This is a genomic window from Mucilaginibacter sp. R-33 (genome assembly GCF_049949235.1).
Classification (GTDB): domain Bacteria; phylum Bacteroidota; class Bacteroidia; order Sphingobacteriales; family Sphingobacteriaceae; genus Mucilaginibacter.
In genome coordinates this window covers 4,691,687-4,706,587 of record NZ_CP188089.1, presented here as the reverse complement: position 1 = coordinate 4,706,587, position 14,901 = coordinate 4,691,687, and the positions used below count along the sequence as shown (strand labels likewise).

11 protein-coding genes are annotated in these 14,901 nt (G+C 44.5%); 4 read left to right on the top strand and 7 right to left on the bottom strand.

The features are described from left to right. Positions 1–88: 88 nt before the first annotated feature. The 7 genes from accB to amaB all read right to left on the bottom strand — a co-directional run bounded on the left by accB (position 89) and on the right by amaB (position 7,162). Positions 89–562: an acetyl-CoA carboxylase biotin carboxyl carrier protein gene (gene accB, locus ACP26M_RS19280; protein ID WP_426582413.1), complete on the bottom strand. Its 474-nt coding sequence runs from the start codon at positions 560–562 to the stop codon at positions 89–91. A gap of 256 nt (positions 563–818) precedes the next feature. After that, entirely contained in the window at positions 819–1,808 is a 990-nt protein-coding gene (locus tag ACP26M_RS19275; protein WP_426582411.1) for a beta-ketoacyl-ACP synthase III, read from the bottom strand. 10 nt (positions 1,809–1,818) lie between these two features. After that, the gene (plsX, locus tag ACP26M_RS19270) at positions 1,819–2,757 is read right to left on the bottom strand and encodes a phosphate acyltransferase PlsX (protein ID WP_176628831.1); all 939 of its coding nucleotides are present in this window, start codon (positions 2,755–2,757) and stop codon (positions 1,819–1,821) included. A gap of 16 nt (positions 2,758–2,773) precedes the next feature. After that, positions 2,774–2,965, bottom strand: a complete 192-nt coding sequence (rpmF, locus tag ACP26M_RS19265) for a 50S ribosomal protein L32 (RefSeq protein ID WP_090534782.1) — start codon at positions 2,963–2,965, stop codon at positions 2,774–2,776. A 16-nt stretch (positions 2,966–2,981) separates the two neighbouring features. Continuing rightward, positions 2,982–3,506 carry a YceD family protein gene (locus ACP26M_RS19260; protein WP_426582408.1) on the bottom strand — a complete coding sequence of 175 codons (525 nt, stop codon included), beginning with the start codon at positions 3,504–3,506 and terminating at the stop codon, positions 2,982–2,984. A 162-nt stretch (positions 3,507–3,668) separates the two neighbouring features. After that, complete coding sequence (locus tag ACP26M_RS19255) at positions 3,669–5,318, bottom strand: S8 family serine peptidase (protein ID WP_426582406.1); 1,650 nt, start codon at positions 5,316–5,318, stop codon at positions 3,669–3,671. A gap of 302 nt (positions 5,319–5,620) precedes the next feature. Next, positions 5,621–7,162 carry an L-piperidine-6-carboxylate dehydrogenase gene (gene amaB, locus ACP26M_RS19250; protein ID WP_426589742.1) on the bottom strand — a complete coding sequence of 514 codons (1,542 nt, stop codon included), beginning with the start codon at positions 7,160–7,162 and terminating at the stop codon, positions 5,621–5,623. A 238-nt stretch (positions 7,163–7,400) separates the two neighbouring features. On the opposite strand from amaB, the gene ACP26M_RS19245 reads away from it, so the two are divergent. From ACP26M_RS19245 to ACP26M_RS19230, 4 genes are all read left to right on the top strand, one after another. After that, a complete protein-coding gene (locus tag ACP26M_RS19245) occupies positions 7,401–8,804 on the top strand; it encodes a tetratricopeptide repeat protein (RefSeq protein WP_090534789.1) in 1,404 nt (467 codons plus the stop codon). 279 nt (positions 8,805–9,083) lie between these two features. Next, positions 9,084–9,845, top strand: a complete 762-nt coding sequence (locus ACP26M_RS19240) for a phosphosulfolactate synthase (protein ID WP_090534791.1) — start codon at positions 9,084–9,086, stop codon at positions 9,843–9,845. 380 nt (positions 9,846–10,225) lie between these two features. Then, the gene (locus ACP26M_RS19235; protein ID WP_426582403.1) at positions 10,226–13,555 is read left to right on the top strand and encodes a vitamin B12-dependent ribonucleotide reductase; all 3,330 of its coding nucleotides are present in this window, start codon (positions 10,226–10,228) and stop codon (positions 13,553–13,555) included. A gap of 183 nt (positions 13,556–13,738) precedes the next feature. Then, positions 13,739–14,752 (top strand): LLM class flavin-dependent oxidoreductase, encoded by a 1,014-nt coding sequence (locus ACP26M_RS19230; RefSeq protein ID WP_426582401.1) that lies wholly within the window; start codon positions 13,739–13,741, stop codon positions 14,750–14,752. Positions 14,753–14,901: the final 149 nt, after the last annotated feature.

The window sequence follows — 14,901 nt, the reverse complement described above, 5'->3', positions numbered from 1 at the left end:
ATGATTGAAGGGCAAATATGTAAATTATAAATGTGCAAACGAATTAAATATCATCTGCACATCTGTAATTTGCACATACGCGCATCAATTAAACTGGTTCTACTAAAAACAGGGGTTGATCGTACTCCACAGGTGAGGCGTTATCAACAAGGATTTTTACCACGCGGCCCGAAACTTCTGATTCAATTTCATTGAACAGTTTCATAGCTTCAATGATACATACTACAGAACCAGGTTTGATCTCATCGCCAACATTAACAAACATAGGTTTATCCGGGCTTGATGAGCGGTAAAAAGTCCCGATCATAGGCGATTTAACGGTAATGTATTTCGATGTATCCGCAGCGGCCGGTGCAGTAGGTTCAACAGGCGCAGGGGCCGGTGCAGTAGGTAATGCCTGGGTAACAGGTTGCGTAACTGCCGGAATAGTAGCATGAACCACTGTAGGTTGCACCTCGTTGGTTTTTATTGTGATCTTAAAATCTTTTTGCTCGATTGATACTTCGTTCACGCCCGATTTGGAAACAAAGCGAATAAGGTCCTGAATTTGTTTAATATCCATGTTGAAGGATTAATTGGTTTTGGACAAAGTTTATATCTAAGTTATAGTCAAATGTGCAGATATGCAAATGCGCAGATATGCAAGTTATGTGTTGATTAATTAGCTTTTAAAATGGCCAGTTATCGTAGCTAAGCGGTCTGTTTTCTATTCCTTTAAGCAGATAACATGTACTTTTTACAGATGTTTTAAATTTCTGATATGATGAATGTACTTCCTTTATGTAAATTGGCACATCCGCACATCTGGAATCAGCACATCAATAAGCCCATTTTAAATAAACTGAACCCCAGGTAAAGCCACCGCCAAAGGCTGCTAAAATAAGGTTATCCCCTTTTTTAAACTTGCTTTCCCATTCCCACAAACAAAGGGGGATTGTGCCATTGGTGGTATTGCCATAGCGCTCGATGTTAACGATCACTTTATCTGAGCTGATACCTGTACGGTTTGCCGTAGCATCAATAATGCGCTTGTTGGCCTGGTGTGGTACCAGCCAGGCAATATCATCGCCGGTAAGGTGGTTGCGTTCCATTACCTCGTGCGCAACATCGGCCATATTGGTTACCGCAAATTTAAATACTGCCTGGCCTTCCTGATAGGCGTAGTGCTCTTTAGCATCAACCGTTTCATGGCTTGCCGGTTTCAATGAGCCGCCGGCTTTCAGGTTTAGGTACTGACTGCCCGAACCATCGCTTTTTAAAATAGAATCGATAATACCGTTGCCTTCTTCATTAGGCTCAAGCAATACCGCGCCGCAGCCGTCGCCGAAAATGATGCAGGTAGCACGGTCCTGGTAGTTAATAATAGCCGACATTTTATCGCCGCCAACAACCAGCACCTTTTTATGCTTGCCGCTTTCAATAAATTGAGCGCCGGTGGTTAAACCGTATACGAAGCCTGAACAGGCTGCCTGTAAATCAAATCCCCATGCGTTTTTAGCACCAATTTTATGCGCTAAAAGATTTGCTGTAGCGGGGAAGATCATATCGGGGGTTGTAGTACAAAAGATGATAAGATCGATCTCATCGGCACCGATGCCGCGTTTTCTGAGCAGCTCGGTAACAGCAGGGACCGCCATATCTGATGTAGCAAGGCCTTCGCCTTTTAATATGCGCCGCTCCTTGATACCGGTACGGCTGGTTATCCATTCGTCATTTGTATCAACCATCGTTTCCAGTTCCTGGTTGGTTAATACATAGTCGGGGACGTAACCATGTACTGCGGTAATAGCGGCATGAACTTTACTCATCTTTATAAAATTACTGGAATGCTTGTTTTATTTTATCAACGAGGTTACTCTCTACCATGTTCTTTGATAAAAGGACCATGTTTTTTATTGCCTCGGGGCTCGAGATGCCGTGACCAACAACAACGGGAGCATTTACGCCCAGTATCGGGCTGCCACCGTATTGTTCATAATTAAACCTGTCAAAAAACTCGTCCTTTAGCTGTTTTTTCCGCGTTATAACGTAGAACGATTCAGCAAGCTTTAATATTACATTGCCGGTAAAACCGTCGCATACATAAACGTCGGCGCTTTCACTAAAAAGATCGCGTCCTTCAACATTACCTACAAAGTTAAACAACGATGTAGCTTTCATTAATGGGTAGGTGGCCTGGCTAAGGATATTACCTTTTTCTTCTTCTTCGCCAATATTTATGAGCGCAACCCGTGGATTGGCTATATCATAAACGGTTTGGGCAAACAAGCTGCCGAGCACGCCGAACTGAACAAGCACATCGGGCTTACAATCGGCATTGGCACCTACATCCAACAAAATACCCAAACCGCCTTTAAGTTTGGGTACAATAGTAGTCATTGCCGGACGTACAACACCCGGAATAGTTTTCACGCTGAACATGGCACCAACAAGCATGGCGCCGGTATTGCCAGCTGATGAGAATGCCTGGATTTCGCCGCTTTTTAACAGCTGGAAACCAACTGATATGCTCGAATCAGGCTTCTGAACAATAGCTTTGGTAGGGTGTTCACCCATACCAATAACTTCGGTTGTATGTACAAATTCGAAGTTATCAGGGCTTACACCATTTTCCTGAAGAATACTTACTGTAACTTCCTTATCGCCAATAAGTACCAGTTTCTGGTCGGCAGATAAAGTTTTATACGCTTCGATAGCTCCTAAAACAGCTGCTTTGGGAGCGTAATCACCGCCCATAATATCTAAGCCAATCTTCATTCTCAGAAAATTAAACTTATGCTACTGCTGCTTTCTCAATAAGAACTTTACCGTTGTAGTAAACATTACCATCAACAGTATATGCCCTGTGCGGCAAATGCACAGCGCCTGTAGTTTGGCAGGTAGTTAAAGTTGGAGCTTCCGCTTTGTAATGCGTTCTGCGTTTATCTCTCCTTGATTTCGAAAATTTCCGCTTTGGATGTGGCATAATATCCTAATATTAATTATTTATTCATTTTCCTGAGCGCATCCCACCGTGGGTCTGTTTGCTCACTTTGTTCACCATTTGCCGAAAAACTATTTAGTTTTTCAAGCATTTCTTTATCACAATAAGGGGTTTCACCCTCGTTGTCGCAAACCGATATAAACGGCACTGCAACGTTAATGTATTCGTAAATCAGCCCGGCTATATCAATCTCATGATCGTTTTTGCCAAGGGTAATGATCTCCTCGTCTTCATCTATCAGTTCATCGCTGAACTTAGCTATTTGCTGTTCAATAATATCAACCTGCTGCGGCAGTTGCGATAAACACCTGTCGCAGGTAGTATCAATTGTGCCGTCTATCTTAAAATGCAGGATCAGCATAGTTTCCTGCTTATCCAGTTCAACCTCACAGTGCAGGGTTGCTTTTTTTACGAGCGAATATTCAAACTCATCAAAAAAGTCATCCTGTATGTCATACTCAAACTGGTGTTTCCCAAGTTTAAGCCCCGTAAAGGGAATCGAATATTTTTTAAGCGGTTTCAATGAGCGACAATTAGCCCGCAAATGTAGAGAAAAATACCATAACTGGAAAGTGTTTTTTTATTTTGCCCTTTTGAGGAGGTTAAAGGTAAAAGGAGAAAGGTAAAAGGTTGGAGTACAGTGATTTTTACGCAATGCAAAAATCACTGTTCTATCTTTATGGAATTAGTTTGATAAAACCTCGCCCTTCATTTTTGAGGCAATTTGCAGCGCTTTGTATGCATTGACTATGCCCCCGGTTTTGGATAGCGTTGTAAAATCAACCTTTTCGGTTTTGCTGCCGGGTTTTAATACCATGGTGCCCCTTAGCGGTGTTGCCGAGCCTAAAATAGCTTCCTTTACCTGCTTAGCACTCAGGCTTGGATAGTATTCTAATATCAAAGCCGCAATGCCTGCCGTTATTGGCGACGAAAAGCTGGTGCCGTCTTCTGTATCAACCTCAGCATCGGTAGTAATTGAGGTAACTTTTACCCCTGGCGCAAATATATCAACGCTCTTTTTGCCGTAATTGGAAAAATCACCGGCAAGGTTTTGCCCCATTCTGGGCCCCGACGCACCAACGCTGATCACGTTATCAGCATCGCTCGATGAGCCATCTAAAAAAGTATCATTTGGAAATTCGGGCTGAAGGTCCATATCCTGGTTATCGTTGCCGGCAGCCATTACTAATAAAACATTCTTTGAGGCCGCATATTTGAAAGCGGCATCTACCCATTCCTTATGTGGCGAGATCTTTTTTCCGAAGCTCATGTTAACCACCCTGACGCCGTTATCAACAGCGTAGCGTATAGCATTGGCTACGTCTTTATCATATTCATCGCCATTAGGTACGGCCTTAATGATCATCAGTTTTACATTATCGGCCACGCCATTGATACCATAATTGTTGTTACGCACCGCGCCAATGAGCCCGGCCACACCGGTGCCATGTGCCGCATCTGCAAATTTTACCAGGTTATTGCCATATGGTTTGCCATCCATTGTATCCGGATCATCGCCTACAATGCGTTTGCGCGATGTAAGGTCAGGCGATACATCATTGTTAAGTTTCGCCAGGTATTCGCTCAGGTCCTTAATGATTTTGGCATTGGTAGAACCCGCGCCCTCCTGCGAAAACACCGATTCCCAAACATATTTGCTTTGGCTTAAGGTGTCATTAGTGGCTTTAACCTTTACAAGGTCGGCCTGTGTAAAAGTGCCGTTTGCCGGTAAATTAAGACCGCGCTTAATATACCCGCTGGTAACCATCAACGCGTTCATCACCGGCGAAAGCTGGCCGATTTCGGTGTTGGCCTTGTTTACTGTTGAATCATAAACCGTTTTAACACGCAGCCAGTAAGCATATTCTTTTTTATTGGTAGCGGTCGAATCCGTAACCGAAGCATATTTACCTTTTAATTTATTGTATTCGCGTACCTCTTCTGTGGTTTCGGTAAAGTCGGCTTTGCCGCCGGGGCCGCCTAAAAAGTTCCATCCATGTATATCGTCAACGTAGCCATTATGGTCGTCATCAATGCCGTTTCCTGGAATTTCTTTATTATTTACCCATAGCACTGTTTTCAGGTCCGTTTGCGAAGTATCAGCACCACTGTCAATAGTTGCAACAACAACCGGCTTGCTTTTTTTGCCTTGCACAAACATATAGGCCTGCTTTAAGCTGATGCCGTAAAAGCCGCTCTCCTTTAAATCAAGCAGGTGCCAGGCTTTTGGCGGGGCGGGTTCGGCCGCCGGCATTTGTTGAGCCGATGCCGGTAAATTAACTAATAATACTGCTGATAAAGTGGTTGCGCTTACGTACTTACAAAATTTGAACATGAACTGTGTATTATAGTATGTCTTATCTAAGACACAATGAATCGTTTTAGTTTAATCTTCCGGCTTTTTACGTGCCGACTTTCATTTAGGTTAATTTTTATTTTCAGGGCGTTGCCTTCGGCTGGGCTATCCGCTCATGCGCCTGCAGGCATTATGCTCATGGGCCGGTATCCGCTGCTATCCCTAACGCAAATCAACTTATGTCATTGCGAGGAGGAACGACGAAGCAATCGCATACTCTACAGAGCGGCCATGCTTCCGTGCGATTGCCACGCTACACTCGCAATGACATAAAGGTTGATTTACAAATCAAACTTTATCCCCTGGGCTAAAGGCAGGGTTTTTGAATAGTTTATAGTATTGGTTTGTCGCCTCATATAAACTTTCCATGCATCCGATCCTGATTCCCTGCCGCCGCCTGTTTCCTTTTCACCGCCGAAAGCGCCGCCTATTTCAGCCCCGGATGTGCCGATGTTAACATTAGCAATTCCGCAATCAGAACCTGCGTAGGATAAAAATTGTTCTGCCTCGCGCAAATTATTGGTCATAATAGCTGATGACAGTCCTTGCGGAACACCATTTTGCAAATCGATAGCCTCCTCAATAGTATTGTATTTGATAAGGTAAAGGATAGGTGCAAAGGTTTCGTGCTGCACTATCTTAAAGTGATTTTCAACCTCAGCAATGCATGGTTTTACATAACAGCCCGATTCATAACCTACACCTTCCAGTTTGCCGCCTTCAACCACGAAGTTGCCGCCTTCGGCCTTGCATTTTTCAATCGACTCAAGATACAAGGCAACAGCATCTGTGTCAATCAAAGGGCCCATATGGTTGTGTTCATTCAATGGGTTTCCAATCCTGATCTGCTTATAAGCGTTAACCAGCTTTTGCTTAAATGCCTCGTAAACGCTTCCATGAATAATAAGTCTGCGGGTACTGGTGCAACGCTGGCCGGCAGTACCCACGGCGCCAAACACCGCTCCGATGAGCGACATATCCAGGTCGGCATTTTCGCTGATGATGATGGCATTATTACCACCAAGCTCCAGCAGGCTTTTGCCAAGCCTTGCACCAACCGCGGCGCTCACCGCTTTACCCATACGGGTTGAGCCTGTAGCAGATACTAATGGAACGCGTGTATCGCCAGCCATGAGCTCACCAATGTTGCGGTCGCCGATAACCAGGCATGAAACGCCTTCTTCAATGTTATTCTTTTTAAAAACCTCCTGTGCTATATGCTGGCAGGCAATAGCTGTTAAAGGCGTTTTTTCGGATGGTTTCCAGATGCATACATCGCCGCAAACCCAGGCCAGCAGGGAGTTCCAGCTCCAAACCGCCACCGGGAAGTTAAATGCCGAAATAATACCTACTATACCCAGAGGGTGATATTGCTCATACATGCGGTGCTCTGGCCTTTCGCTGTGCATGGTTAAACCGTAAAGCTGGCGGCTTAAGCCAACCGCAAAATCGGCAATATCTATCATCTCCTGCACCTCGCCCAGGCCTTCCTGCAGGCTTTTGCCCATTTCGTAGGATACGAGGATGCCCAGGTCCTGCTTGGCTGCGCGTAAGGCCTCACCAATCTGGCGCACTATTTCGCCGCGTTTAGGTGCCGGGGTTTTACGCCAGGTTTTAAATGCTTTGGCTGCCTGCTCAACCGCCTGGTTATAATCTGCTTCGGTTGCCAGCCTTACTGCTGCTATTTTTTTGCCGTCGACCGGCGATGTTATATCTTTTACTGCGGCACCGTCGCTGCTGCCCCAGGTACTGCCTGTACTAAAGGCGTCATTAATATCGTTTATATGTAAACGTTTTAGGATATCTGAAATATTAGGCTCCATAATTGTTACTTTTGCCAAAGGTAGAAATCTTTAGGGCAATTTTTCAGAATCACTCATCGCTTGCCTGTTGTATCCATTGTTATTAATTATCAATGCTTTGTATTGAACAGTTGTTAAGAATGTTTGAATGTTGAAAACTAAATTGCATTTTGGATGCTTACTTATTGTAATTTGAACTCAATAAGTCTTTACAAGGCAATTTGTCAACCTAAAGCGGATGTTCTGCAAACAAAATTGAATGGAAGAAGAATTTGAATTTGGTTTTACCGAAGACCCAAAATTCTCGGTAGAACGGTACGAGGAAATGATCAGAAATCAGGACTTGTACTTTTTTGATGCCCAGGCGTTTGAGAACATTATCGACTACTACATCGAAAAGAATGATCCGGCCAGGGCATTACAGGTAGCAGAGTACGCGAGAAGCCAGCACCCTTTTGCGGCAATTTTCCTGATCAAACAGGCCCAACTGCTTGTGGTAAGCAACAAGGTTCCGGAGGCTTTTGCCGCTTTGGACCAAGCTGCTATGCTCGAAGCATCTGACGCGGATATCTATATTATCCGCGGTAATCTGTACGAAAGCCTGGAGCGTTATTCCGAGGCGCTGGAAAATTACGAAAAAGCGCTTGACCTTGCCGAAGAGACCGACGAGATCTTGCTGCACATAGCCTACGTTTATCAAAACATGGGCGATTATGAGACTGCCATAACTTATCTTAAGCTCTGTCTTAAGCAAAATATGGAAAACCAGGATGCCCTTTACGAACTGGCGTTTTGCTACGACGTAATGGACAACCAACAGGAAAGTGTTCAGTTTTACCAGCAATATATCGATAACGAACCCTACAGCTATGCGGCCTGGTATAATTTAGGCAATGCCTATACCAAGCTGAGCCTGTTTGAAAAAGCCATCGACGCATATGACTATGCTATATTAATTAAGGACAGCTTTGCATCGGCCTATTTCAACAAAGGCAATGCACTGGTTAACCTTGAAAAATATGCTGAAGCTATAGAAGTTTACCGCCACACCTTTGAATATGAGCAGCCCAATGCCGATACTTATTGTGCCATTGGCGAATGCTATGAAAAGCTGGAGCAAATGGACGATGCGCGTGCCTTCTACAAAAAATCGGTTAAGATGGATCCAAAACTGGCCGATGCCTGGTTTGGGATTGGGGTAACCCTTGATTTTGAGGAACGTTACTTTGAAGCGCTGCACTTTTATAAAAAAGCGCTCGACCTTGATATTGCCAATGCCGATTACTGGTTTGCTATTGCCGATGCCGAATATAAGCTCGGGCATTTAGATGAAGCAGAAAAGGCTTACGAAAAGGTGGTTGAGCTAAATCCGCTTGATATTGATGCCTGGCTGGATTATTCGTCGATACTTTACGAGCAGCAAAAGCTTAATGAAGCTATTGAAATTATAGCCCAGGCTATCAAAAATAATCCCGAAGCGGCCGAGCTTTACTATCGTATGGTTGCCTACCTGTTTGCCAAAGGCGAATACAATGAAGCCCTTAACAACCTGGAATATGCTTTAGCAGCCGATCCGGAGAAACATTACATCCTGTTTGATTACCTGCCGCAATTGCAAAAGAATAAAGTGATTGTGGATATTATCAACAGGTATACTAAGTAGAGGAGAATGGTGGGTGGTTGATTGGGGTGATTAGGTGAATGGTTTATCTCATAATAAAAATTAAAACATAAAAGGCGCGTATTATGCGTCTTTTGTGTTTTAGGGATATTTAAACTACTCTCCTAATCAACCCAATCAACCACTCACCATAAAAATCACAACAATAAATTTACAATCAGCTTTAAAATCATTTAACATTTGAAATTTGCACATCTGCATATTTGTTGCGACCTTTGCCTCGTTAGAACTTTTAGTTATAGGCTATAACAAATACTCACAATGAACTACACTATCAATCATCTTCCTGATCGTACAACTAAACCACGTGATAAAGGCATTACCATGGTTATGGATAAAGGCCTTAGCTTGCGCCAGGTTGAAGATTTTATTGAAGTTGGCGGGCCGTATACTGACATTGTAAAGCTGGGTTGGGCTACATCATATGTAACCCCTAATCTTGAACAAAAACTAAAGCTCTACCGGGAGGCCGGGATCCCTGTTTATTTTGGGGGCACCCTGTTTGAGGCCTTTATTGTACGTAACCAGTTTGACGATTACCGCCGTTTATTGGATAAGTACCAGCTGGAACATTGCGAAGTATCCGATGGTTCGATCACTATTGAGCATGATGTAAAATGTAACTATATCAGCGAGCTGGCCAAACAGGTTACGGTAATATCCGAAGTTGGCTCAAAAGATGTTCAAAAGATCTTTGCCCCTTATAAATGGATCAAACTGATGAATGCCGAAATTGAGGCCGGCTCATGGAAAGTAATTGCTGAAGCACGTGAAAGCGGAAATGTGGGTATTTATCGTGATTCGGGAGAGGTACGCCAGGGATTGATTGATGAGATCCTGACCCAGATCCCTGAAGGGACTATTATTTGGGAAGCGCCTCAAAAAGCGCAGCAAGTTTGGTTCATTAAATTGATAGGTGCGAATGTTAGCTTGGGTAATATCGCTCCAACGGATATCATCCCGCTTGAAACCTTAAGGTTAGGTATCCGCAGCGATACTTTCGACCATTTTTTAGAGATGTAATTGTTGACTGATCTTAATATAACAATTAACCCAGCCTCCGGAGTAATCCGGAGGCTTTTTGTTTTAGAGGGCACGAGTCAACCTTACACACAGGCAATCTCACAAGACTGGCACCGGCAGGCTAAAACACAGTGACTGAGTATTGTTAAAACTATATGCCTTTTTCAAAAAAAATACATCAATTCTTAATTATCAACACTGCAAGTATTTAAAAATCAATTAATTTATCTTGCATAAGAACAAGGGACGCATGTTATTCCAAGCCTGTGGAAAACTCCGGTTATTATGCTATTCAGCATACTAATAGATTTGATTTAAAACCCCTGAACCTTTTTAGTGTTGCACGTACTCAGTTAATTTTATCATAATCTGTAAAAGCTATGGCTAAAAATATTACCAGGAAGGCGCCCGCAGCAAGCGGGGAAAAGGGGCTCAAAGCCGAACGCTATTTCACCAAAGAAGGTACCAGTGTTTACGACCTGTTTAAATATGAAAAGCGATCGTCGGTGATCCGCAACCCCTCAGGCGATGCCGTATTTGAAATGAACGATGTTGAGGTACCGGCGGGCTGGTCGCAGGTGGCTACTGATATCCTGGCTCAAAAATATTTCCGTAAGGTAGGCGTACCCCAACCCGACGGCTCAACCGGATCTGAAAAAAGCATTAAACAAGTTGCCCATCGTATGGCCAACTGCTGGAAGGATTGGGGTATGCGATATGGTTATTTTGCTTCACCAAAAGATGCTGAGATCTTTTATGATGAAATAGTTTATACTATTGTTGGCCAACTGGCTGCCCCAAACTCGCCGCAATGGTTCAATACCGGTCTGCATACCTCATACGGCATTACCGGCAAACCACAGGGACATTATTATGTAGACCCGGTAACAGAACAACTGAGTAAATCAACCTCGGCTTATGAGCGCCCGCAGCCGCACGCCTGCTTCATCCTTTCTGTTGATGACGATTTGGTGAACGAGGGCGGCATTATGGACCTTTGGGTTCGTGAGGCCCGTATTTTCAAATACGGATCAGGCGTAGGCACAAACTTTTCTAAGATCCGCGGCGAGAGTGAAAAACTATCGGGAGGTGGTTATTCATCAGGCCTGATGTCATTCCTGAAAATAGGCGACAGGGCAGCAGGAGCTATCAAATCGGGCGGGACAACCCGCAGGGCAGCCAAAATGGTTTGCCTTGATCTGGATCATCCCGAAATTGAGGGGTTTGTGAACTGGAAAGTAGAAGAAGAAAAGAAAGTAGCAGCCCTGATAGCCGCAGGTTATTCGTCTGATTATGAAGGCGAGGCTTACCGTACGGTATCCGGTCAAAATTCCAATAATTCAGTACGCATTCCCAATAGCTTTTTTACAGCACTTAAAACAGGCTCGGCCTGGAATTTAACCAGCCGGATGAGCGGCAAAACCGTTAAATCCATATCCTCGCAAAAACTGTGGGACGATATCGCTTTTGCAGCTTGGGCCTGTGCCGATCCGGGTGTTCAGTTTGATAGCACTATTAATGAGTGGCATACCTGCCCCGAAGGTGGTCGCATCAATGCTTCTAACCCCTGTTCGGAGTATATGTTTTTGGATAATACGGCCTGTAACCTGGCATCCATCAACCTTGCCCATTTCTTTAATCCGCAAACGCGCGTGTTTGATGTAAAGGGTTTTGAACATGCCTGCCGAGTGTGGACCATTGTACTGGAAATCTCCGTATTGATGGCTCAATTCCCATCAAGAGAAGTAGCACAATTATCCTATGATTACCGCACACTTGGCCTTGGTTATGCCAACCTGGGTTCGGCCCTAATGGTGAACGGCATTCCTTATGATAGTGACGAAGCGCGTGCTATTGGCGGAGCTATTACCGCCATCATGACCGGCACTGCCTATGCAACCTCAGCCGAAATGGCCCGAGAGCTGAGTGCTTTCAGCCGCTATAATGATAACAAAGAGCACATGTTGCAGGTGATGCGCAATCATCGCTATGCTGCGTATAATTCTACCGAAAACTACGAGGGACTGGAAATTACCCCTCCCGGTATTAACCCAAAGCATTGCCCCGATTACCTGCTTTCAGCTGCCTGCAATGCCTGGGACAAGGCCGTTGAAATGGGCGAAAAATATGGTTACCGCAACGCTCAAACCACTGTTATAGCCCCAACGGGAACTATCGGTTTGGTAATGGATTGCGATACTACTGGTATCGAGCCGGATTTTGCGTTGGTGAAATTCAAAAAATTATCGGGTGGGGGCTACTTCAAAATTATTAACCAGGCTGTGCCCGAGGCTCTGCGCAATTTAGGTTACCAGGACCATGAGGTTACCGCCATTGTTAATTATGCTAAAGGTGCAGCAACCCTAAAAGGTGCTCCCCATATCAATATAGATACGCTTAAAGCCAAAGGTTTTAATGATGATGAACTGGAAAAACTGGACAAGGGCCTGGTATCTGCCTTTGAGATCAGCTTTGCTTTCAATATCTGGTCGCTGGGTGAAGAATGTTTGAAACGTTTGGGCATCACGGCCGAGCAGTATAATGCGCCCGATTTTAATGTGCTGCGCGCACTTGGTTTCAGCAAAAAACAAATTGCAGAAGCTAACGAGTATATCTGCGGTACTATGACCATCGAGGGAGCGCCGTACCTGAAACAACATCATTATCCTATTTTTGATTGCGCCAACAAATGCGGTGCAAAAGGCGAGCGCTATATCCATGCCCATGGGCACATCAAAATGATGGCAGCAGCGCAGCCATTTCTTTCGGGTGCCATTTCAAAAACCATCAACCTGCCAAACGAAGCCAAAGTTGATGAGATCAAAGATTGCTACGAGCTTTCGTGGAAGCTGGGCTTGAAAGCCAACGCACTTTATCGTGATGGCTGTAAGCTATCCCAACCGCTCTCAACCAAATCAGATGTTAAGGAAGAAGCTGATGACAAGCTGGATACAATTGAAGAAGTATTAGGCGAAGCTGCCAACGTAAAACTGAGCGATCTGACACCCGAGCAGGTTATTGAAGCAGCCATGGCCATCATGGAAAAATCAAAGGATACCAATTTTATGCGCCAGCTTTCGCGCGTGGTGCAAAAGAAACACCTGCCATACAAACGCCGCGGCTTTACGCAAAAGGCCAGTATTGACGGGCAAACCGTATTTGTGCGTACTGGAGAATATGAGGACGGCACCCTGGGCGAGATTTTTGTAGATATGCATAAAGAAGGTGCAACTTTCCGCTCATTGATGAACTGTTTTGCCATCGCGGTTTCTATTGGTCTGCAATATGGTGTACCGCTGGAGGAATACGTAGAAAAATTTACCTTCACCCGTTTTGAACCGGCGGGAATGGTGGTAGGGCATAGCAATATTAAAAGTGCAACCTCCATTATTGATTATATTTTCAGGATGCTGGGCTATGAATACCAGGACCGCACCGACCTGGTACACATCATAACCGATAAAAACGGCGTATTGGGAAACCCGCAAATGGGTGATGAGGATTTTAATGCCGATGAAACCAATGTGTATCAGCCATCTACTCAATCTTCAGATAATTCTATAAATGCTCAAAGAAAAGGCTTATCTTTCGATGTTAGCATGGGCGTACAAAGTGATGCGCCAAGCTGTAACGTTTGCGGGCATACCACGGTTCGTTCGGGTACCTGTTACAAATGCTTAAACTGCGGCAACTCAATGGGATGCTCGTAATCAATACGGATTTTTTCAAATCAATTATAAATAGTTAATTATGTTTAGCCCCGCTCACCAGGCGGGGCTTATTTATTGTCAGGGTCAAAATTAATGCTGCAGTAATAGTAATTGCAATGCCATAAAAACCCTGGCATAAAGCCCACCTGCAACTCGATGCTTATTTTTGTGTTCACAATAGATATGAGCACAAACAAGATCAAACTGAGCGTGCTCGACCAGTCGCCAATTAGAAAAGGCGCTACTGCCGAGCAGGCCATACAGGAAACTATACAACTGGCAAAATATACAGATACCCTTGGCTACACCCGCTTCTGGATTTCGGAACATCATAATATGGGTATTATAGCAGGCTCAACGCCCGAAGTATTGTTAGCCCATTTGGCCGGCGAAACTAAAAACATGCGCATGGGGTCGGGTGGTATCATGATGCCAAACCACAGCACCCTTAAAGTTGCCGAAAATTTTAGGATGCTGGAGGCGCTGTTCCCCGGCCGGATTGACCTTGGAATGGGCCGCGCGCCGGGTACCGACAGGATCACCGCAGCCGCGCTTAACCCTTCAAACCAGTTCAGGGAGGAGGACTTTGTTGAGCAACTGGCCGATCTGCAGAATTACTTTCATGATACTTACGAACCGGGAACCATACAGGCGCGCATCAGAGCTATCCCGCAGATTAAAACCGTGCCTAACATGTGGTTGCTAAGTTCGAGCGGACAAAGCGGCTTGTTCGCGGCACATTTCGGTATGGGTTTTTCCTTTGCACATTTTATTAACCCCAATGGCGGACCCGAAAGTGTTAAAATGTACAAGGAGCGATTTCAGCCATCTGATGACCTGCGACAACCACAGGCTAACGTAGCTGTATTTATCTTCTGTTCTGAAGATGAGGAAAAAGTGAGGCAGCACCAGGCCGTTATGGACCATCGCTTTCTGCAGTTTGAAAAAGGCGGGCCAATAATTCCGTTGAGTTATGATGATGTAAAGGATGTTGATTATACCTCGGCTGAGCAGGAACGCATCCGTTATAACCGGTACCGCGTAATTGCCGGCTCGCCAACAGAGCTTAAGCTGAAGTTAAACTGGCTTGCCAATGATTACGGAGTGGATGAAATTATGGCTGTTACCATTACCGAAAATTTTGAGGACAGGCTGGAATCGTACCGCTTATTGGCCGAACAGTTTGAATTATTATAATCCTCGTAAAACAACTTTTTTTAGCAAATGCCGTTTCTATGCCAGGAACGGCATTTTTTATTGAGGCTGATACGATTATTCACATATTAAAAACTTTATAAGGCTTTAAATTGTATCTTTGGAAAGATTATAAATAAGTCTATTTTCTA